Source organism: Sphaerotilus microaerophilus, from assembly GCF_023734135.1.
GTDB classification, from domain to species: domain Bacteria; phylum Pseudomonadota; class Gammaproteobacteria; order Burkholderiales; family Burkholderiaceae_C; genus Sphaerotilus; species Sphaerotilus microaerophilus.
Map to the genome: position 1 here is coordinate 2086157 of NZ_AP025730.1, position 19050 is coordinate 2105206.

Annotated in this window: 12 protein-coding genes; all 12 read right to left on the reverse strand. The window is 72.3% G+C overall.

The features are described from left to right. Positions 1-22: 22 nt before the first annotated feature. A complete protein-coding gene (locus NGK70_RS09200; protein ID WP_251972943.1) occupies positions 23-1381 on the reverse strand; it encodes a tetratricopeptide repeat protein in 1359 nt (452 codons plus the stop codon). Continuing rightward, a complete protein-coding gene (locus tag NGK70_RS09205) occupies positions 1374-6230 on the reverse strand; it encodes a YDG domain-containing protein (RefSeq protein ID WP_251972944.1) in 4857 nt (1618 codons plus the stop codon). Before NGK70_RS09205 ends, NGK70_RS09200 begins: the two co-directional genes overlap by 8 nt. Positions 6231-6259: 29 nt before the next feature. After that, entirely contained in the window at positions 6260-7957 is a 1698-nt protein-coding gene (locus NGK70_RS09210) for a ShlB/FhaC/HecB family hemolysin secretion/activation protein (RefSeq protein ID WP_251972945.1), read from the reverse strand. 96 nt (positions 7958-8053) lie between these two features. Continuing rightward, a complete protein-coding gene (gene tssH / locus NGK70_RS09215) occupies positions 8054-10813 on the reverse strand; it encodes a type VI secretion system ATPase TssH (RefSeq protein ID WP_251972946.1) in 2760 nt (919 codons plus the stop codon). A 16-nt stretch (positions 10814-10829) separates the two neighbouring features. Next, complete coding sequence (tssG, locus tag NGK70_RS09220; protein WP_251972947.1) at positions 10830-11981, reverse strand: type VI secretion system baseplate subunit TssG; 1152 nt, start codon at positions 11979-11981, stop codon at positions 10830-10832. 23 nt (positions 11982-12004) lie between these two features. Further along, the gene (tssF, locus tag NGK70_RS09225) at positions 12005-14059 is read right to left on the reverse strand and encodes a type VI secretion system baseplate subunit TssF (protein ID WP_251972948.1); all 2055 of its coding nucleotides are present in this window, start codon (positions 14057-14059) and stop codon (positions 12005-12007) included. Positions 14060-14084: 25 nt separating this feature from the next. Then, positions 14085-14789, reverse strand: a complete 705-nt coding sequence (tssE, locus tag NGK70_RS09230; protein WP_251972949.1) for a type VI secretion system baseplate subunit TssE — start codon at positions 14787-14789, stop codon at positions 14085-14087. A 19-nt stretch (positions 14790-14808) separates the two neighbouring features. Further along, positions 14809-15648, reverse strand: coding sequence for a type VI secretion system accessory protein TagJ (locus tag NGK70_RS09235; RefSeq protein ID WP_251972950.1), 840 nt, complete (start codon positions 15646-15648; stop codon positions 14809-14811). Next, positions 15645-16124, reverse strand: coding sequence for an Hcp family type VI secretion system effector (locus NGK70_RS09240; RefSeq protein WP_251972951.1), 480 nt, complete (start codon positions 16122-16124; stop codon positions 15645-15647). Before NGK70_RS09240 ends, NGK70_RS09235 begins: the two co-directional genes overlap by 4 nt. 128 nt (positions 16125-16252) lie before the next feature. Continuing rightward, entirely contained in the window at positions 16253-16729 is a 477-nt protein-coding gene (locus NGK70_RS09245; RefSeq protein ID WP_251972952.1) for an Hcp family type VI secretion system effector, read from the reverse strand. Between the two features lie 183 nt (positions 16730-16912). Further along, entirely contained in the window at positions 16913-18415 is a 1503-nt protein-coding gene (gene tssC / locus NGK70_RS09250) for a type VI secretion system contractile sheath large subunit (RefSeq protein ID WP_251972953.1), read from the reverse strand. Positions 18416-18474: 59 nt separating this feature from the next. After that, on the reverse strand, positions 18475-18987 hold the full coding sequence (gene tssB / locus NGK70_RS09255; RefSeq protein WP_251972954.1) for a type VI secretion system contractile sheath small subunit: 513 nt from the start codon (positions 18985-18987) through the stop codon (positions 18475-18477). Between the last annotated feature and the right edge of the window lie 63 nt (positions 18988-19050).

Sequence of the window (19050 nt, forward strand, 5' to 3'; positions counted from 1 at the left end):
CCGCGCTGGGCAGCGACGAAAGTCACTTTCCGGGCTGCGCGAGGGTGACGACCCAGCCGGACACGGGCTGCCCCGCCTCCTGCCGCAGGGTGTCGGCCCGGGCTGCGTGAAGCCTCAGGCCGGCCTGGGCCGCGCCGGTCTCCAGGTAGGCCAGGGTGTGGGCGTAGCGCCCGTTGGGCTGCAGCTGCCAGCCGGTGGCGTTGTCGAAGCCCAGCCGCTCGACGGTGAAGACGAAGTACCCGCCGGGCCGCAGCGCGCGCCGGGCGGCGGCCAGCACGGGCTGGAGGTCGCCGAAGTAGCAGAGCGTGTCGGCACAGACCAGCAGGTCGAACTGGCCGGGCTGCGTGTCCAGGTAGTACACCAGCTCGGCCTTGTGCAGCAGGTCGTAGACGCCGCGTGCCTTGGCCTGGCGCAGCATGCCCACCGAGAGGTCGCAGCCGGCCAGCCGGGCCGCCCAGGGGCGGATCAGCGGGCCGCACAGGCCCGTGCCGCAGCCCAGGTCGGCCACGTTGAGTTTGGCGGCGGCCTGGCCCGGTGGCTCGCCAAGCGCCTCGCGCACCGCCGTGGCGACCCGCTCCGGCGCGCGGTAGTGGAGCTGGCCCAGCTTGGCGTCGAAGCTGGCGGCGAAGTGGTCGAACAGCGTCTCGACGTAGGCATCGCTGGCCCGGCTGGGCGCGGGCGGCCCGCTCGCATCGCCCTGGGGTTGCGGAACGCCCTGGGCCGCCAGGCCCTGCAGGCAGGCCGCGTACTGGTGCTGCACCACGGGGTTGTCGGGCTCCTCGGCCAGCCAGTCGCGGTACAGCCGGGCGGCCTCGTCGAGCTGGCCGAGCACGATCAGGGCACGCAGCACCTGCTCGCGTGCCAGCAGTTGCCGCGGCCAGAGCAGGATGGCGCGGCTGTTGGCCTCCAGCCCTTCCCGCACACGGCCCTGCCCGAGCAGGATGAGCGAGAGGTTGTACCAGGCGTCCGGCAGGCCCGGATCGGCCTGCAGCGCCTGCAGGCAGGCCCCCTCCGCCTCGGCCCAGCGGCCCTGCCGGCGGTGCAGCGTGGCCAGGTTGTTGTGGGCCTGCGGCTGGGCGGCGTCCTGTGCCAGGCTGCGCTGGTAGGCCTGCGCAGCCTCCTCCAGCTCGCCGCACTCCAGCAGGATGTTGCCCAGGTTGTTCCAGATGCCTGCTGCCCCCGGCGCCTGCTCCAGCGCCTGCCGGATCAGCCGGATGCCTTCCAGGCTGCGGCCCTGGATGTGGCGCAGGACGCCGAGGTAGTGCAGCGCGTCGGGCTGCGCGGGCTCGGCCGCGAGCAGCGCCGTGAGTGCGGCCTCTGCGGCCGGCAACTGCTCGCTGCGCAGCAGGCGGACCGCCTCGGCCAGGGCCTGCTCACTCATAGAGCCTCGTCTCGAAGAGGTAGTCGCCGCCCGCCTCGTGCCGGCCGGTCAGCGCCGGGCCGTAGCGCGGGCGCTGAGGTACCTCGCGCATCACGGCCTGGCGGACCTGCTCGAAGACGTTGCCGCCGGGGCGCCAGGTCGATACTTGTTCGAGGTGGCGCAGCAGGTTCCAGGTGAAGGGCGAGTGGCCGTCCTTGCCCGAGTCGGCCACCGGCTCGTTGCCGCCGGAGGACATCACCACGGCGCTGCGGCGCTGCAGCAGCGCGGCGGCATCGGCATCCGCCGCGGTGCGCAGCGCCTCGCTGCCGACCAGGCTGCCGGAGAAGCAGCTGTCGGAGATCAGCGCCACCTGCGAGGCGGAGATGCGCGCCATCAGCCGGCCGATGTCGTTGTTGGAGATCCAGGTCTGCGGCTGGTCCACGCGGGCGTTCGCGGGCAGCCAGTAGCCCAGGCGGGTCTTCTCGATCAGCTCGCCGTGGCCGGCGTAGTAGACGATCACCGAGTCGCTGGGGCCGGCCTGCAGGGCGACGCGGTTGAGGCCGCGCAGGATCGCCTCGCGGCTGGCGTCGGGGATCAGCACGGTCTCGTAGCCCAACCGGCTGCTGAAGAGGTTGGCCACAGCGTCGGCGTCGTGGCGGGCGCCATCCAGGCTGGGGATGCGGGTGTCGGCGTACTGGTCGATGCCGATCACCACGGCGATCTTGCGCTGGATCTGCGGCAGCGCCGCGTTGCGCAGCACCGGCCGGCCGGTGGTCGGCGGGCGAGGCAGGGCGGCGGTGGCGCTGCCGGGTGCGGGGGTGACAGGTGCTGCAGCCGGGGCTGGGGACGGGGCTGGAGACGGCGTTGGAGACGGCGCTGGAGACGGCCCTGTCGCCGGGGCCGGTGCCTGCACCGGCGCGGGTGGCTGCACGAGGCCGCCGGGCGCGGTGGCGAGTTGCTGGCGGTCGCGGGCGCGGGCCTTGAGCTCCTCGGTCACCAGGCAGGTGCCGCTGTCCACCTGCTCCAGCGTCAGGCAGGCGGGGGCGTCGGCCAGGGTGGGGTCGTTCTCGAGCTGGCCGCGTGCGGCGGCCAGCACGGACTGCTTGAAGCGCAGCCGCGTCTCCAGGATGGCGCTCAGCCGGTCGCCGGGCAGGTTCTGCACATCCACGGGGCCGAAGCGGATGCGCCCGTCGGCGTCGTAGCGCAGCGCGCCGCTGGCATCGAGCGTGCGGCCGTCGGTGGGGCTGGACGGGCGCGCCGGCGGGAGGATCGTGGCAGGGATCAGCGCGGGCTGGTCGGCCGGCTGCGGGGTGACCAGCGCGAGCGCGGTGGCGTTGCCGCTGGACTGCACGAAGCGGTAGTTGGCGGCACTCAGGCCCGAGCCGTTGATGGCGTAGTGGCCGGCCGGTGAGGTGGGGGTGGCGGGCGTGGTGAACCGCAGCGTGCCGGTGGTGGCGCTGGCCAGCGATTCGCCGGCGACGAAGCCGGTCACCGAGCCGGCCAGGTTGTTCAGCGGCTCGCCGATGCGGCGCACCGCCGGGGTGGCCGTGTAGAACAGCGCGGCGGGGTCGATGTTGGCCTGGGTGCGCACGCTGGCGCTGGCCAGGCGGTAGTTGGCGGCGTCGTTCCCCACCAGCGCCGTGGCCGTGGCGGTGACGCCGCGGGCGCTGCCGGCGCCCGGGCTGTCGAACAGGCCGCTGCCGCTGCCCACCTGCACCTGGTCGCTGCCGATGACGTTGGCGAGCTGCCAGGCGCTGATCGTGGCGGCGCTGCTGCCGTCGTAGGTCTTGCTGGCGGCGGTGGCGCCGCTCACCGCCAGGTCGCGCGGGGTGATGGTGGCCGTGGTGGTGGTGGACGGGTTGCTGAGCTGGTAGTTGGCGGCCAGCCCCGCAGGAGCGGCCGCGCCCACGGGCGTGGGCCCGTCGGCCAGCGTGGTGGTGATGGTGACGGTCTTGGCGCTGCCGGCGTTGCGGTCGGCAAAGACGCCGCTGGCGTTGATCGTCAGCTGCTCGCTGCCGACCAGGCCGGTGAGGCTGCCGCCGCTGAGCGTGGCGGCGGTGCTGCCGTCGTAGCTGCGGTTGGCGGCGGTGAAGCCGCCGACGCTCACCGGCCGCGGCGTGATGTCGCCGGTGGTGGCGATGCCCGGGTTGGTGAGCAGGTAGTTGGCCGCCAGGCCGCCGTTGCCGCCATCGGCCAGCGCCGCCGTGCCGGTGACGGCCTTGCCGAGGCCGGCGTTGGCGTTGGCGTAGGTGGCGCTGGTGGTGACGTTGAGCGTCTGGCTGCCGACCAGGCCGCTGAGGCTGGCGCCGGTGAAGGCCGCAGCGGTCGTGCCGTCGTAGGGGCGGCTGGTGACGGTCAGGCCGCTGAGCGTGACGGGGCGGGCGTCGATGCTGCCGCTGAGCGTGAAGGCCGGCGCCGTGATCACTGCCGCCGTGATGTTGACGTTTTCGCCCGCGTCATAGCCATAGACCGGCTTGCCGGCCAGGTCGATGCCCTGCGCGGTGTTGTTGCCGGGGAAGAGCTCGATGGTCTTGCCGCTGCCGGCGTTGGCATCGGTGAAGAAGCCGAGGATGCGGTCGCCGTTGATCTCGCCCCTGATCTGGCCGGAGCCGGTGACGATGATTTGGTTGCCGCCGTCGTAGGTCTTGGCCAGCGCCGTGCCGCTGCCGGTGGCGTACAGGCGCGGGGCCACGCTGAACAGCAGCAGGTGGCTGCCCGCCAGGCCGGGGTCGGTGGTGGCGGCGTAGGTGCTGTTGTAGACCGTGGCACCGTGGTTCAGGCCTCCGGCGTCGAAGGCCTTCGTGTCTGTGGGGTTGGTGGCGTAGAGCAGCCAACGGCCGTTCGGCGCGCTCAGCGCAGCGGCGCCAGCTGTGTTGATGAAGCTGCTCAGATTGGGGCTGGCCAAACCCCGCAAGGTGATCGCATTGCCCGCTGCCCGGCTGGTCAGTGAGGTACCGGCACCGAAGGCCACGTTCGATGCCACCAATTCGATGACACCGTCGCGCTGCCCCCCGTAGGCGCTGTCGGCGGTGACGATGCGCGAACCATTGGCGAAGCTGATCGAACTGCTGTTCGCGTTGTTGGACATCAGGTACACGTTCATCGGCTGCGCAGTGCTTTCGATGACGGAGCGGTCCACTTCCACGACCCCCACCGCCACGATGGCCAGCGAGACGGGTGCCGGTGGGGCGACGTTGATGTTGGCTGAGCTCAGTTTGATGAGCCCGCTCCCCGTGGTGTCCGTGTTGGAGGTTGCGATGTAGACGTTGTTGCCGGCGTTCAGGGCGGCCTCGATGGTCTCTGAAGTCAGCACCGCCCTGTCGGTGGTCGGGTTGAAGTAGGTTGTCGGCGGATCGACCGAGCCAGTCACCGGCACATCGCCGGTCGTCAGGTTGGCGGCGTCGGTGATGGTCAGGTCATAGGGGTCGAGCAACCAGGTCCCGGCCCGGCCCTTCGGCGCGCCGGTGCGCATCGAGGCCGGGCGGGCGTCGAGCCAGCCGCCGGAGGTCTCGACCAGGCCACCGTCGCCGCCGGCCGGGCCGCCCTGGGCGCTGAAGTGGCCGTAGGCGCGGGCCGTGTCGCTGCCCCAGACGATGATGCGACCGCCGTTGCCCTCGCCGGTGGCATCGGCGGCGATGCGTGCGCTGCGGGCCACGTAGGTGGCGCGGGCATTGCGCACGGTGGGGTCACGCCCCTGCGCGCCACCGCCCATCAGTACCTCGCCACCGCCGCGCGCGCCGGAGGCGTCCACCCGGGCACCATCGAGCAGCGCGACGCGCTCGCCCAGCAGCCGGATCTGCCCGCCCTGGCCGCCGGTGCTCTCGGCCAGCCACTGGCCGGCCAGCAGCGAGGTGCCCGTGGGGCCGCTGTCGGCCAGGATCGTGCCGGCGGCGGTGGCGATCGTGCCGCTGCCCGCGCTGGCGCTGGTCAGGCTGGTGGCCGAGGTCGTGACCGACGCGCTGCCGCGCAGGCTGACGTGGCCGGCCAGGTCGTCCAGCGTATCGGCGCGCACGATGCCGCTCTGGTTGACGATGGCCGCCGCCAGGTCGATGCGCCCGCCCGCCGCGCTGATGCGCCCCAGGTTGCTGACGCTCCCCGGGTCGCCTGCGCTGGTGTCCACGCGCACGACGAGGTTGGGCGTGCTGCTGTCGGCCAGGTCGATGCTGCGCCCGGCCGCCAGGGCCACCCGGCCGCCCGGGGCGTCGATGACACCTTCGTTGCGCACGCCGCCCGTACTGCCCACGCCACCCACGAGCAGCACGTACCCGCCGGTGGTGGTGCGCAGCTCGCCCTGGTTGACGACACTGCCCGACGGGGCGCTGTCCCCCGCCGTGAGCAGGCTGCGCCCGGCACGCCATTGCGCATCGCCGATGTTCAGCGTCGAGGCGACCAGCCCGGCCACGTCGATGCGAGCGCCGGGACCGAACAGCACGCCGTTGGGGTTGAGCAGCCAGACCTGGCCGTTGCTGCTGAGCTGGCCGAAGATCGCCGAGGGGTCGTTGCCCGTGACGCGGTTGAGCACCCGGCTGGCGGCGTCGGGCTGCTCGAAGCGCACGGCGGCATCGCTGCCGATGGAGAAGCTCTGCCAGTTCAGCAGCGCATTGGCCGAGTTGGTGATGGTCAGCCGGCTGCCATGGGTCACCGTGCTGGCCTGGCCCTGCACCACCGTCATGCCGCTGGGCAGCGTGCTGCGTGCGGGTGCCTGAGCCGGTGCCTGCGCCAGGGTGGCGGTGGGCTGCACTGGCAGCCAGGCCACCAGCAGGGCCAGGCAGAGCGGGTGCAGCCGGAAGGTGCCGGGGCAGCGCCGGGCCGGGGGGTGGCCGGCGGCGGGGCGGCCGGCGGCGGGGTGGGGGAACGGGGATCGGTTCATGGGAGCTCCCGCGGTGTCGCTCGATGGGCTCAATGGCTGTAGCTGGCGGCGAGGTGGCCGCGCCAGTCGCCCCGCTCGGTCTCGGCGGCGGCCCGCTCGGCGCGCGCCACGTCCAGGGTCAACTGCCAGCCGCCCCAGCCCAGGCGCAGGCCCAGGCCCCAGGACAGGGCGCTGCAGGCGCTGCGGCCGTCCAGGCAGGGCGTGCCGTAGCGGTTGCTCACCCGCCCGGTGTCAATGAAGGCCAGCCACTGCGCCCGCAGGCCAGTCAGGAGCAGGCTGGGCGGCGCGCTGGCGTCGGTCGCCGCCTCGTTGGGCCAGAGGGTCTGCACGAGCTCCAGCGAGGCCGCGCTGCCCTGGTCGCCCGCCAGCTCGCGCTCGCGGTAGCCGCGCACCGAGCCTGCACCGCCCAGACCGAACTGCTCGCCTGGGATCAGCGCCGCGCGGGTGAGCTGCGAGGCCAGCCGGCCGCGCAGGCCCCAGGCCGGGGCGGGCCGCCATTCGCCGTTCAGCCCCAGGCGCAGCAGCGAGTAGCCCGGCTTGGCGTCGGCGCGCACGGCCTGGAAGGCGGCGAGGTCGCTGTCGCGCCCGCTGCGCCGGGTGTTGGTCTGCAGGGACAGGCTGCCGCCCAGCGCGTTGGGGGCCGGTGACTGCAGGCTGTAGTCCAGCGAGAGCGGCAGCACCACGACGCGGCCGGCCGCCGTGCCGCAGGCGCCGGTGGGCAGGCCGGCGATCTCGCAGCGGTTCAGGTACTTGCGCCAGTCCAGCCCGAGGGCGATGCGCTGGTCGGCCCCGCCCAGGCGCGGCAGCAGGTGGCCCAGGCGCAGGCCAGCGATCTGGCCGGTGCCGTTGAAGCGGATGTCGCCCAGCGCGGTCGCGACGCTGCCGCCGTCGATGTCCGAGCGGGCCGCGAAGGCGTCCAGCAGCAGGCGCGGGCCGTAGAAGGGCACGCGGTAGGCGAGGCTGCGCACGTCCACCCGCGAGGTGTGGGTGGGGGAGGTCTGGTACTGCAGCGCCAGCGTGTCGTCGTGGTCGCTCAGGTTGGCGTGCTGCCAGCCCAGGCCGACGCGCCAGTGGCCGGTGCGGGCGTTGCCGCTGTTGTCGGCCAGCAGGGTGAAGCGCTGGTAGGGGATGTCGCTGACGCTCACCTCCGCATCGGTCTCGCCGGCGCGCTCGCCGGGCTTGAGCAGCACGCGCAGGTGCTTGGCGGCGTTCTCGTTGGCGAGCTGCAGCTGCGCATCCAGCCGGGGCAGGTGGGGCGTGCGCCCCGGGGCGAGCTCGGGCAGGCTGGCGCGCACGTTCGCCTCGCTGAACTGCTCCTGGCCGCGCACCACGATGCGGCCCACCTTGCCCTCCAGCACCGTCAGGGCGAGGATGCCGCGCGCGCGCCGGGCGGCGTCCTGCGGGGGCAGGAAAACCACCACGCCGCCCCAGCCGGCCTCGGCATAGAGCGCCTGCAGGCGGTCCGCTGCAGCCTGCAGTTCAGCCGCGCTGCGCCGGCCCTTGAAGGGCTCGAGGGTGCGCTGGATGTCGAGGAAGGGCAGCAGGGTGTTGCCGGTGACCTCGAAGGCGCTCACCTCCAGCGTGGCCGTACTCCCCGGCGGGTCGGCCGCCGGGGCCGATGTCGTGCCCAGCGCCAGTCCGGCGCCGAGCAGGCAGCGCGCCGCAATGAGGACCACCGCCGAGCGGGGCCCAAAAGGGAACCGGAACCAGAACCGGGTGGCGGGCATGGGATCCTCGACCGTGGACAGCGCCGCCAGCCTAGGTGTGCAGTCCGTCACGGTCAAAGGACGAAGGTCATGCCCGGGCACTGCCCGGGCCGCGGGTCACTCGAAGCCGTAGGCGAAGTCGCCGTGCTCCACCCCCAGCCGCACCCGGTGCAGCGGCTCGCCCGAGGCCAGGCGCTGCAGGAACTCCACCGAGATGCGCGGCAGCACCGTGTTGGTGAGGATGGCGTCGATTGCCCGCCCGCCCGACTCGGTCTCGGTGCAGCGGCCGATGACGTGGCGCACCAGGTCGTCGCCGTACTCCAGCGGGATGCCGTGGTTGTCCTGCACCCGCTTGACGATGCGGCGCAGCTGCAGCCGCACGATGCCGGCCAGCACCTCGTCGGACAGCGGGTAGTAGGGGATCGTCACCAGCCGGCCCAGCAACGCGGGCGGGAAGACCTTGAGCAGCGGCTCGCGCAGCGCGCGCGCCACCGCCTCGGGCTCGGGCAGGAGCTCGGGGTCCTTGCACAGGCTGACGATCAGGTCCGTGCCGACGTTGGTGGTGAGGATGATGATGGTGTTCTTGAAGTCGATGTAGCGGCCCTCGCCGTCCTCCATCCAGCCCTTGTCGAAGACCTGGAAGAAGATCTCGTGCACATCCGGGTGGGCCTTCTCGATCTCGTCGAGCAGCACGATGCTGTACGGCCGGCGGCGCACCGCCTCGGTGAGCACGCCGCCTTCGCCATAGCCGACGTAGCCGGGGGGCGCGCCCTTGAGCGTGGAGACGGTGTGCGCCTCCTGGAACTCGCTCATGTTGATGGTGATGACGTTCTGCTCGCCGCCGTACATCGCCTCGGCCAGCGCCAGCGCGGTCTCGGTCTTGCCCACGCCGGAGCTGCCGGCGAGCATGAACACGCCGATCGGGCGGCCGGGGTTGTCGAGCTTGGCGCGCGAGGTCTGCACCCGCCGCGCGATCATGTCCAGCGCATGGCGCTGGCCGATGATGCGCTGCTCCAGCGTGTCGGCCAGGTGCAGGATGGACTCCACCTCGTTGCGCACCATGCGGCCCACCGGGATGCCGGTCCAGTCCTGCACCACGGCGGCCACCGCCTGCTCGTCGACGGTGGGCAGGATCAGCGGTGCCTCGCCCTGCAGGGCACCCAGCTCGGTCTGCAGGCCCTGCAGCTCGGCCAGCGCGGCGGCGCGCTCCTCCTCGGTGAGGGGCGGCGCGGCCGGTTCGCTCGCGGGAGCGTCCACGGCAGGGGCCGGTGCCGCGGCGGTGGGCAGCGGAGCGGCCGGGGCGGCTGGGGCAGCATCGCCACGCAGCCGGGCGCGCAGCGCGAGCACGCGCTCGACCAGCGCCTTCTCCTGCTCGAAGCGCGTGGCCAGTGCCTCGGCGCGGGCCTCCTCGCGGGCAATGGCCTCGTCCACCCGCGCCTGGCGGCGCGTGGCGTCGATGCCGATGGCGGCCTCGCGGCCGATGATGTCGCGCTCCACCTTCAGCGCCTCCAGGCGGTGGCGCGTGTCCTCCAGCTCGGCCGGGGTGGCGTGCTGGCTGACGGCCACGCGGGCGCAGGCGGTGTCGAGCAGGCTGACCGCCTTGTCGGGCAGCTGCCGCGCCGGGATGTAGCGGTGCGACAGCCGCACCGCCGCGCTGATGGCCTCGTCCAGCAGCGCCACGCGGTGGTGCTTCTCCAGCACGCCGGCCACGCCGCGCAGCATCAGCACGGCCCGGTCCTCGGCGGGCTCCCCCACCTGCACGACCTGGAAGCGCCGCGTCAGCGCCGGGTCCTTCTCGATGTGCTTCTTGTACTCGGCCCAGGTGGTGGCCGCGATGGTGCGCAGCTTGCCGCGCGCCAGCGCCGGCTTGAGCAGATTGGCGGCGTCGCCGGTGCCGGCCGCGCCGCCCGCGCCGATCAGGGTGTGGGCCTCGTCGATGAACAGGATGATGGGCTTGGGCGAGGACTGCACCTCGTCGATCACCGAGCGCAGGCGCTGCTCGAACTCGCCCTTCATGCTGGCGCCGGCCTGCATCAGGCCGATGTCCAGCGCCATCAGCGAAACGTCGCGCAGCAGCGGCGGCACGTCGCCCTGCGCCAGCCGGGCGGCAAAGCCCTCCACCACCGCGGTCTTGCCGACGCCGGCCTCGCCGGTCAGGATGGGGTTGTTCTGGCGCCGGCGCATCAGGATGTCGATGATCTGGCGGATTTCCTCGTCACGCCCCGCCACCGGGTCGAGTTCGCCCCGGCGCGCCTTCTCGGTCAGGTCCACGGCGTAGCGCTTCAGGGCTTCCTGCTTGCCGAGTGCGGCCGGCGGCAGGGCGCCGCTGGCCTCGCCGGGGGCGGCGCCCTCGTCACCGACGGCGCCGGCCACCGTGCCGTCGCTGGCACGCAGCGCCGCCTCGGGCGAGCCGGCCAGCACCTCGTGGAAGCGGCTGGCCAGGTCGTCGGCCGGGATGCGGTCGAACTGGCGCGACACCGCCAGCAGCGCGGGCCGCAGCCCCTCGGTCTTGAGCAGGCCGAGCAGCACATGGCCGCTGCGCACCTGCATCTCGCCCAGCAGGAGCGTGGCGTAGACCCAGCCGCGCTCGACCGCGTTCTCCACGAAGATCGACAGGTCGGTCACCGCGTTGGCGCCGCCGGGCAGGCGGTCCAGCGCGGCGATCATGTCGCGGCTGAGCTGCGCGGCGTCCAGCCCGTAGTGGCGCACCAGGCGGTGCAGGTCGCTGTCCTGGGTGTTGAGGATCTGGTAGAGCCAGTGCTGCAGCTCGACCTTGGGGTTGCCACGCAGCTTGCAGAACACCGTCGCGCCCTCCACGGCCTTGTAGGCCAGCGGGTTGAGCTTGCCGAAAAGGGCCCGGCGGGAGATGTCGGTCATGGTGCGCTCCTGGAGGTCATGGAATGGGTGGGCTCGCCCCGCCAGCGGGGCCGGCCGCGCGGCGGCGGCCCGGGTGCAGGTGCAGGTCGGCGCGGTGCTGCGGCGTCACCCCGGCAGCAGGCGGCCGGGGCGAACGCAGCCAGCTGGTGTGGCCCAGGGCGATGTCGCGGCCCAGCCGTGGCTCGGGCACCTGATCGACATGCAGGCACAGCGTGAGGTCCCAGACGAGGTCGGCGCCAACGTAGCGGTGCACCCAGTCGGCCAGCCGCGCGGCGCGGGCGCCGCCGGGCAGGAAGCTGCGGTAGTCCGCCAGCCCGAGCGGGCCGACGATGATGCGGAACTTGAACTGGCGGTCGCGCCGTCTGTGGCCGGCCACCGTGTTGAGACCCAGCCGGGGCGCCGTCCATGTGGGGCTGCCGGAGCGGGCACTGCCGGAGGGGCGGGCCGCGCTGCGGCTCAGGCCGGGGCGTCCCAGGCGGGTGCGGTCTTCGTCCTCCAGCACCATCCAATGGGCCACGTGCTCGATGATGTGCACCGGCACACCGAAGGCCTGCGTCAGCAGCGCGCGCAGGCCCTCCGGGTGGCGGCTGCGCCCGGACAGCAGGCCGGTCTGGAACAGCTGGTCGCGCGCCGGCAGCGCGGCGGGCTGGGCCGCATCCGCGGCGATGGCCTGCCGGTCCAGCCCGATCTGCGCGCCCAGCCAGGCGGCATAGCGGTCCTGCGCCGGGCGGTCGTTCTGCACCGCGGGCTGGACCTCGGCCCAGGCACGGTAGAACAGCGCCAGCAGGCGGTGCTGCAGCAGGTCCAGGAAGCGGGCGGCGGTGTCATCGGCGGCGCTGCGCTGGCGCTCGCGCACCCACTCGGTCAGGTGCAGCGGCAGCGGTCCCTGCGGGCCGAGCAGGCCGAAGAAGCGCACGCCCAGGCGAGGGGCATGGGGCCGGTCGAGTTCGAGCCTGGCCAGCGGCGCGCTGGCGAAATCCAGCTCGGCGTCCTGGCCCAGCCGCAGCGGCTCGTGGGCCGGGCGGCGCGCCTGGCCGAAGCGCGGCGAGCCGGCCAGCGCCTCGATGGCGCGCAGCAGCGCGTAGAAGTCGTGCGCCCAGGGCCGCAGGTGCGCGTCGGCCAGCAGGGTGGCCAGGCGCGGGTCGACCACTGCCGTCGTGGTGGACATCCCGGGCGCAGCGCCGGGCGAGTTCATACCGCCTCCCGCTGCCCCAGCCGCGGCGGCCAGCGCATCAGCTCGCCGCGCTGGGTACTGCGCAGCGTGAGCTGGCTGAAGCTGTTGATCGCCGCATGGCGGGCGAAGAACACCTCCAGCACACTGGCGAAGAGCACCGCGCTGCAGCCCTGGAAGGCCAGCTCGTCCAGCTCCAGCGTCAGCGCCAGCCCGGTGCCGAAGGCGAGCGGCCCGGGGTAGGGCAGGCGCCGCACCACGCTGCGCACCTCGAGCTTCTGCACGCCCTCGACCATGCGCTGCCAGCCGCCGTCCTCCGGTCCACCGTACAGCGCCAGCATCCGGCGCAGCGCAGCGGCGTTGGCGAGCGGGTCGGCACCGGTCAGCGAGAGGTGGTTCTGCGTCAGGTGGCTGACCAGCTGCCAGCCGATCTCGCCCAGCGGCTGGCGGCTCACCGGCCGAGTCGGGCCGCGCAGCACGTCCACGCGCTGCACCGGCCCGGGCGCGTCCAGCCGCCAGGCCGACGCGCCGGCCACACTGGCGGTACTGGCGGTACTGGCGGCACCGGCACCCGCTCCACCGGCCGCGCCGTTGGCACCCGCCGCACCGCTGCCGCCCTGGGGCAGCAGCACCGGCAGGTCGCGGTTGGTCACCAGCGCCTGGACGGCCAGCTGGCGCACGTCTTCGCCATAAGGGGCGTGGCGGGCGTCGACCAGCGAGAGGAAGACCTCCGTGCCGACGTAGGCGCTGCGCGGGCCGTTGCGCCGCTGGCTGGCCGACAGCAGGCGCGGCTCGCGTCGCAGCGTGTAGAAGCCCTGCGCCCCGGCGGGGCCCGGTGCGGCGGCGGCCTCGCCGTCCATCGCGGGGCCGGATGACGCGGCGTGCGTGCTGGCGTACAGCGGCTGGAAGTCCTGCAGCGCGTGCCGGCCGGTGCCGAAGCCCTGCACCGACAGCAGGCTGTGCACCTCGTGGTCCATCGGCCGGGTGCGGTCGGGCACGACGTGGTACTCCCACTCGCCGGGGCCGAGCTGGATGCGATCGAGCCGTTTCGGGAACAGGTTGATCGCCGGGGTACAAAAAGGCGCGAGGCTCCCGGCGTCCACCAGCGGTTCCAGGGCGGGATCCCCGCGCGAAAACAGGATGACCCACTCCACCTCGCGCCCCGGCGCCCCCTGCAGCCGCGCGGCCAGGTCGCACAGGTCGAAGAAGAGCAGGCGCTGCGGCAGCGCGGCCACCTCCTGCAGCAGGCGGTAGCCGGAAAAGGCGCGCAGGCTCACCGGCAGCAGCGCCTCGTCGTTGGCGTGGCCGGCCGGGCGCAGGCTGTCGGGCCCGCGCCAGCGCCGCGGCAGGTCGTCCAGCCAGGCGCGGCTGCCGTTGGCCGCCGCCGGCGCAGTGGCCCCGGTGCCGCCCTGCGCTGGGGCGTGGATCCAGCTGCCCAGCGTCGCGGTGCTGAGCAGCTCGTGCAGCCGCCAGGCCACGTCGTCCGGCGCGCTCAGGTACAGGCGCAGCTGGTCCATCGGCAGCTGCGACCATTGCAGGCCGCCACCCAGGCGCACGCGCAGGCGCAGCCCGCCGCGTGCGCCCTGGGCCTGGGGCAGGCGCGCCAGCGGCAGGTCGGGCGCGTGGGTGAAGTAGCGCACGTCCAGCAGCTCGATCGGCCAGAGCGTCACGTCCTGAGCGGTGCGGAACTCGCAGCGCGTTTCCTGCCCGCGCAGCAGCTGCGACTGCAGTGCGCTGCCGCGGGGCACGCGGTGGCCGCGCGTCAGGTTGGGGTCGGCCGGATCGACGTGCAGGCGCGACACCAGCATCGATGGCACGGGCGCGAGGAAGTTCGGGTAGATCGACTCCAACAGGTGGGCGATCAGGCGTGGCTGCTCGGCCTCGATCTTGAGCTGGATACGCGCGGTGAGGAAGGCCACCCCTTCGAGCAGCCGCTCGACGTAGGGGTCGGCCACCTCCAGCGTCTCCATGCCCAGGCGGGCGGCCACCTTCGGGAACTCCGCAGCGAACTCGGCGCCCATCTCGCGCAGGTAGGCCAGCTCCTCGGTGTACAGGCGCAGCAGGCGGGGGTCCATGGGGTAGCGGGGTTGGCGCTGGCCGTCAGCGCAGCGAGCCGGCGGCGGCCGCGCCGGAGTCGCGCACGACCACCTGCCCGGCTTCCAGGTCCACCTGGGTGCGCAGCAGCAGCTCCAGCGGGATCGGCTGGGCCCAGAGCTCGCCGCGGATCTCGAACTCGATCACGTTGTGGGTGTCGAGCACGCTGGAGAACTCGATGGCGCGCACGCTCAGCGTTGCCGCGATGATGCGCGGCTCGAAGCGCAGGATCGCCTGGCGCATCGCGCGTTCCAGCCAGGGGACGTCGATGCGCGAGGCCAGCTGGCCCGACAGCGCCGGCAGGCCGTAGTTCAGCACGCTGTCTCCCAGCGCCGGGGTGCGCTGGACCTCGGCGGGCAACAGCGACTGCACCGCGTTGAACAGCCAGGCCAGGTCGCGCAGCACCGCCTCGCGCAACTCGGCCTTGGTCATCACGCGGTGGTCGTCGATGCCGACTGGGGCCGCGGCGGCTGCCGGTGCGGCTGGCGTGGCAGGCGTGATCGGCCCGGTGCCCGGTTCCGCCGCCGCGGCGGCGCCGAGCGGCGGCGCCAAGGGCGGGGTCGGGATCACGCTGGCGAGGCGGTCCAGCGCCGCCTGGCCCCAGCGGCTGGGCGCGCGCCACTGGCGCAGGGCGTCCTGCCGGCGAGTGTCGTCGCGCAGGCGATCGAGCAAGGCCGGCTGCAGGCGTTCGCGGGGCTCGGCGGTGGCCATCACATCAGGCGTCTCGCCATCAGCTCGCCGGTGCGTCGAACACGATCTCGCGCACCTCGAGCAGGCCGCGCTCGCCCTGGTCGGTGATCAGCAGGCGCTGGCCCAGGCCGGCGTACTGGGCCGAATCTTCCGCACCGTCGGCGCTGGGGCCGGGCGCGTCGAGCGGCAGCCAGTTGGTGCGCCGGGCCATCAGCAGCGCCTCGTCGTCGGCGCCGAGCTCGGCGGTCTGCACGTAGCGGGTCGGGATCAGTGCGACCGATTCGGCGCCGTTGCTGAACGCCAGGTGCGCCGGTGCCCAGACGAGGTCGCGCAGGTCCGCCGGTGGATCGATCGCCACGCGGCGCAGCGTGGCCAGCGGGATCCAGCAGTAGCGCCCGTTCATCACCACCTCCAGCAGCGGGCCGAGGCGCGAATCGGCGTCGGCCAGCCAGATGAAGGGCGCTCCGTCGAGCTGGCCGCTGATCGCTGGCGCCGTGTCGAGCGCCTGGGCCCGTGCCTTGGCGGCTGCAGCGCTGCGACCCTCGGCCTGCCACTGCAGGGCCTGGACCAGCTGGGCCACCCAGCCCGGCGGCGGGCCGAAGACGATCGGCGTGGTGCGCCCGGCGAAGACGGCCTCGCGCACCGCCTCGCACTGCACCGCGTCCCGGTACGTGGCGACCATCGCGAGCGTGGCGTCATCGAGTTCGGCGCAGACCTGCAGCTGGGCGAGCGCACGCTGCCACTGGCCCAGCACACAAAGCAGCTGGAACAGGAAGATGCGCAGCTTCGCGTCGCCCGGGTGGGCGCGTACCTCCTGCTGCAGCGCGGCCAGCGCAGCGCGGGGTCGGCCCTGCCGAATCAGCTCCTGGGCGGCGTTCATGTGGGGATCAACTCGTCGGTGAAGGTGAAGGCTGCACCGCGCGAGCCGCTGACCTGCTGCGTGCGGTACTCCACCTCGACCTTGGTGAAGGTGAAGGTCACCCGCTCCTGGGTGCGGCCCTCGGCATCGGACTCCAGTTCGATGCCCGCCACGCGAGCGCCCTTGAGGGTGATGCTGTAGAAATCCTGCTGGCCCTCGCCGGCCTTGCGCATCATCAGGCGCGCTTCCTTGACCTCGTCGTTGGTGGCCAGGGCGCTGAGCAGGGCGGTGGAGGCGCTGTCGATCGCCTTGGTGACGCACAGGTTGCGGTACGAGCGGCGAGCGGTGCTGACGCCTGCGCCGATGGCCGAGCTGGCACTGGCGCCCCAGCTCCAGCCGATCAGCTGGATCTCGTCGGCATGGCCGGGCGCGGTGGACTCGCCCTTGACCGCACCGGCGCGGCGCGTCTGGATCTTGAGGTAGGTGTCGGCACTCATGCCCGCCTCCCGGTGGAATGGACGTCGGGGCTGGCGCAGCCACGCCCGGCCCCGCGCCGATTGCCCGGCGCAGGCGGGTGCAGCGTGCCGGCGCCGCGCGGTCAGCGTGGTCCGCGCGCGATGCGCGCTCAGCGCGTCTCGGTGGTGGCCAGGTTCCAGCCGAACTTGACCTCGCCACCCAGGCCGCCCTTGTCGTCCTGCGGCTTGTAGGAGAACTCGATGTCCTTGTAGCTCATCGACACCGACTCCATGATCTCGCCGCCGCTGGAGCCCGAGGGCTGCACGCTGGTGATGAAGACCTCCTTCATCGAGACTTTGAAGAAGTCCTTCTGGCCTTCGCCGGACTTGCGCGCCGTCATCACCACGGTCGGGAAGTGCTTGCCCGAGGCGCATTGCTTGGCCAGCACGGGCGAGGCCTTGTCGTACTTGTGCATGAAGTTGAAGTCCGACGCGCTGCCCTTGCCCATGCCGGAGCCGCCGCCGGCCAGGCCGCTGGCGTTGCTGGCGCCCCAGCTCCAGGACAGGACCTCGATCTCACCCTTGTGGTCCTTGTGGGTGGCTTCGCCGGTGACACCGTCGAACTTGATGTGGCAGTCGATCGTCATGATGTACCCCTAATGAATATGAGCTGAATGGATCGGTGAACGGGTGCGGGTGCTGGGTGGGGACGCGATGTGAAGGCGGCGGATGCGCGAGGCCGCTGGGCGGCCGGTGGTCAGTGGGCTGACGCTCGTTGCTTGTCGAACTTGGTGGGTGGCCGGGGCTCGTTCGGCTGTGCTCCGGGTGCTTCAGGCCTTCTTGAGCGAGGGCAGCTTGGACACCAGCCGCAGCGACACCGTCAGTCCTTCGAGCTGGTAGTGCGGGCGCAGGTAGAACTTGGAGCTGTAGTAGCCGGGGTTGCCGGGAATCTCCTCGACCACCACCTCGGCGGCGGCCAGCGGTTTCTGCGCCTTGGTGACCTCGGAGGAGTTCGCCGGGTCGCCGTCGACGTAGTTCATGATCCAGGCGTTCAGCCACTTGGCCATGTCGTCGCGCTCCTTGAAGGAGCCGACCTTGTCGCGCACGATGCACTTCAGGTAGTGCGCGAAGCGGCAGGTGGCGAAGAGATACGGCAGGCGGGCGGCCAGCGCGGCGTTGGCGGTGGCGTCCGGGTCGTCGTACTCGGCGGGCTTCTGCAGCGACTGGGCACCGATGAAGGCGGCGAAATCGCTGTTCTTGCGGTGCACCAGGGGCATGAAGCCGTTCTTGGCGAGCTCGGCCTCGCGGCGGTCGCTGATGGCGATCTCGGTGGGGCACTTCATGTCCACGCCGCCGTCGTCGGTCGGGAAGGTGTGCGTAGGCAGGCCCTCCACCGCGCCGCCCGACTCGATGCCGCGGATGCGCGAGCACCAGCCGTACAGCTTGAACGAGCGGTTGATGTTGGCCGCCATCGCGTAGGCCGAGTTGGCCCAGGTGTAGTTGGCGTGGGTGCCGCTGTCGGTGACTTCCTCGAAGTTGAAGTCCTCCACCGGGTTGGTCTTGGCGCCGTAGGGCAGGCGGGCCAGGAAACGCGGCATCGCCAGGCCGATGTAGCGGGCGTCATCCGACTCGCGCAGCGAGCGCCAGGCGGCGTACTCGGGCGTGGTGAAGATCTTGGTCAGGTCGCGCGGATTGGCCAGCTCCTGCCAGGAGCTCATCTGCATCAGCGAGGGCGAGCCGGCTGCGATGAAGGGCGTGTGCGAGGCCGCCGAGACCTTGGCCATCTCCCCCAGCCATTCCACGTCGGGCGGGCTGTGGTCGAAGTAGTAGTCGCCCACCAGGCAGCCGAAGGGCTCGCCGCCGAACTGGCCATACTCCTCCTCGTAGACGCGCTTGAACAACGGGCTCTGGTCCCAGGCGGTGCCCTTGAACTTCTTCAGCGTCTTGCCCACCTCGGCCTTGGAGATGTTGAAGACGCGGATCTTCAGCATCTCGTCGGTCTCGGTGTTGTTGACCAGGTAGTGCAGGCCGCGCCAGGCGCTTTCGAGCTTCTGGAAGTCGGCGTGGTGCAGGATGGCATTGACCTGGGCGGACAGCTTGGCGTCGATGGCGGCGATCAGGGCTTCGATCGAGGCCACCACGTCCGAGCTGATCAGCGTGGTCTGGGCCAGGGCCTGCTGCGCCAGCGTCAGGACGGCCTGCTCGACGGCGGTCTTGGCGTCGTCGGTCTTGAACTTGAAGGCCTGGTCGAGCAGGGCGGACAGCTCGTTCTCGCCATAGGTGATGCCCTGCAGCAGCGAGCTTTGCGAGGTGGCCAGGGTGTCGTCAGCCATGAGGGGTCTCCGCTGGGATCGGTGGGGTCGTTCTGTGGGGCGCGTTCACACCGGCGTCTTCACTCGGCGGCGGGCTCGGCCGGCTTCGGCGGGACGGCCTTGAGCGATTCGAGCAGCGCCGGGTCCTTGATCACCTTGGCCAGCAGCTCCTCGGCGGCAGTCTTGCCGTCCATGTAGTTGATGAGGTTGGCCAGTTGCTTGCGGGCTTCGAGCAGCTGCTTCAGGCCGTCGACTTTCTCGGCCACGCGGGCGGGCGAGAAGTCGTCCATGTTCTCGAAGGTGATCGCCACCGAGAGGTTGCCCTCGCCGGTCAGCGTGTTGGGCACCTGGAAGGCCACGCTGGGCTTCATGCTCTTCATGCGCGCATCGAAGTTGTCGACGTCGATGTCGACGAACTTGCGCTCGGCCACCGGCGCCAGCTCGCTGTTGGATTTGCCCGAGAGGTCCGAGAGCACGCCCATCACGAAGGGCAGCTGCACCTTCTTCTCGGCGCCGTACAACTCGACGTCGTATTCGATCTGCACCCGCGGGGCGCGGTTGCGGGCGATGAACTTCTGGCTGCTGGTGGCCATGGGTGGCTCCGTGGAAGAAGGGGAAGAAGGGGACAGGGATGTTGAGGGGCGGCTTTGGGGACG

What these genes read in the sequence shown, in the direction of transcription:
- NGK70_RS09210 (WP_251972945.1), bottom strand. Translation starts at nt 7,957, where the DNA reads ATGCCCGCCACCCGGTTCTGGTTCCGGTTCCCTTTTGGGCCCCGCTCG.
- NGK70_RS09245 (WP_251972952.1), bottom strand. Translation starts at nt 16,729, where the DNA reads ATGACGATCGACTGCCACATCAAGTTCGACGGTGTCACCGGCGAAGCC.
- NGK70_RS09240 (WP_251972951.1), bottom strand. Translation starts at nt 16,124, where the DNA reads ATGAGTGCCGACACCTACCTCAAGATCCAGACGCGCCGCGCCGGTGCG.
- NGK70_RS09235 (WP_251972950.1), bottom strand. Translation starts at nt 15,648, where the DNA reads ATGAACGCCGCCCAGGAGCTGATTCGGCAGGGCCGACCCCGCGCTGCG.
- tssB (WP_251972954.1), bottom strand. Translation starts at nt 18,987, where the DNA reads ATGGCCACCAGCAGCCAGAAGTTCATCGCCCGCAACCGCGCCCCGCGG.
- tssF (WP_251972948.1), bottom strand. Translation starts at nt 14,059, where the DNA reads ATGGACCCCCGCCTGCTGCGCCTGTACACCGAGGAGCTGGCCTACCTG.
- tssE (WP_251972949.1), bottom strand. Translation starts at nt 14,789, where the DNA reads ATGGCCACCGCCGAGCCCCGCGAACGCCTGCAGCCGGCCTTGCTCGAT.
- tssH (WP_251972946.1), bottom strand. Translation starts at nt 10,813, where the DNA reads ATGACCGACATCTCCCGCCGGGCCCTTTTCGGCAAGCTCAACCCGCTG.
- NGK70_RS09200 (WP_251972943.1), bottom strand. Translation starts at nt 1,381, where the DNA reads ATGAGTGAGCAGGCCCTGGCCGAGGCGGTCCGCCTGCTGCGCAGCGAG.
- tssC (WP_251972953.1), bottom strand. Translation starts at nt 18,415, where the DNA reads ATGGCTGACGACACCCTGGCCACCTCGCAAAGCTCGCTGCTGCAGGGC.
- NGK70_RS09205 (WP_251972944.1), bottom strand. Translation starts at nt 6,230, where the DNA reads ATGAACCGATCCCCGTTCCCCCACCCCGCCGCCGGCCGCCCCGCCGCC.
- tssG (WP_251972947.1), bottom strand. Translation starts at nt 11,981, where the DNA reads ATGTCCACCACGACGGCAGTGGTCGACCCGCGCCTGGCCACCCTGCTG.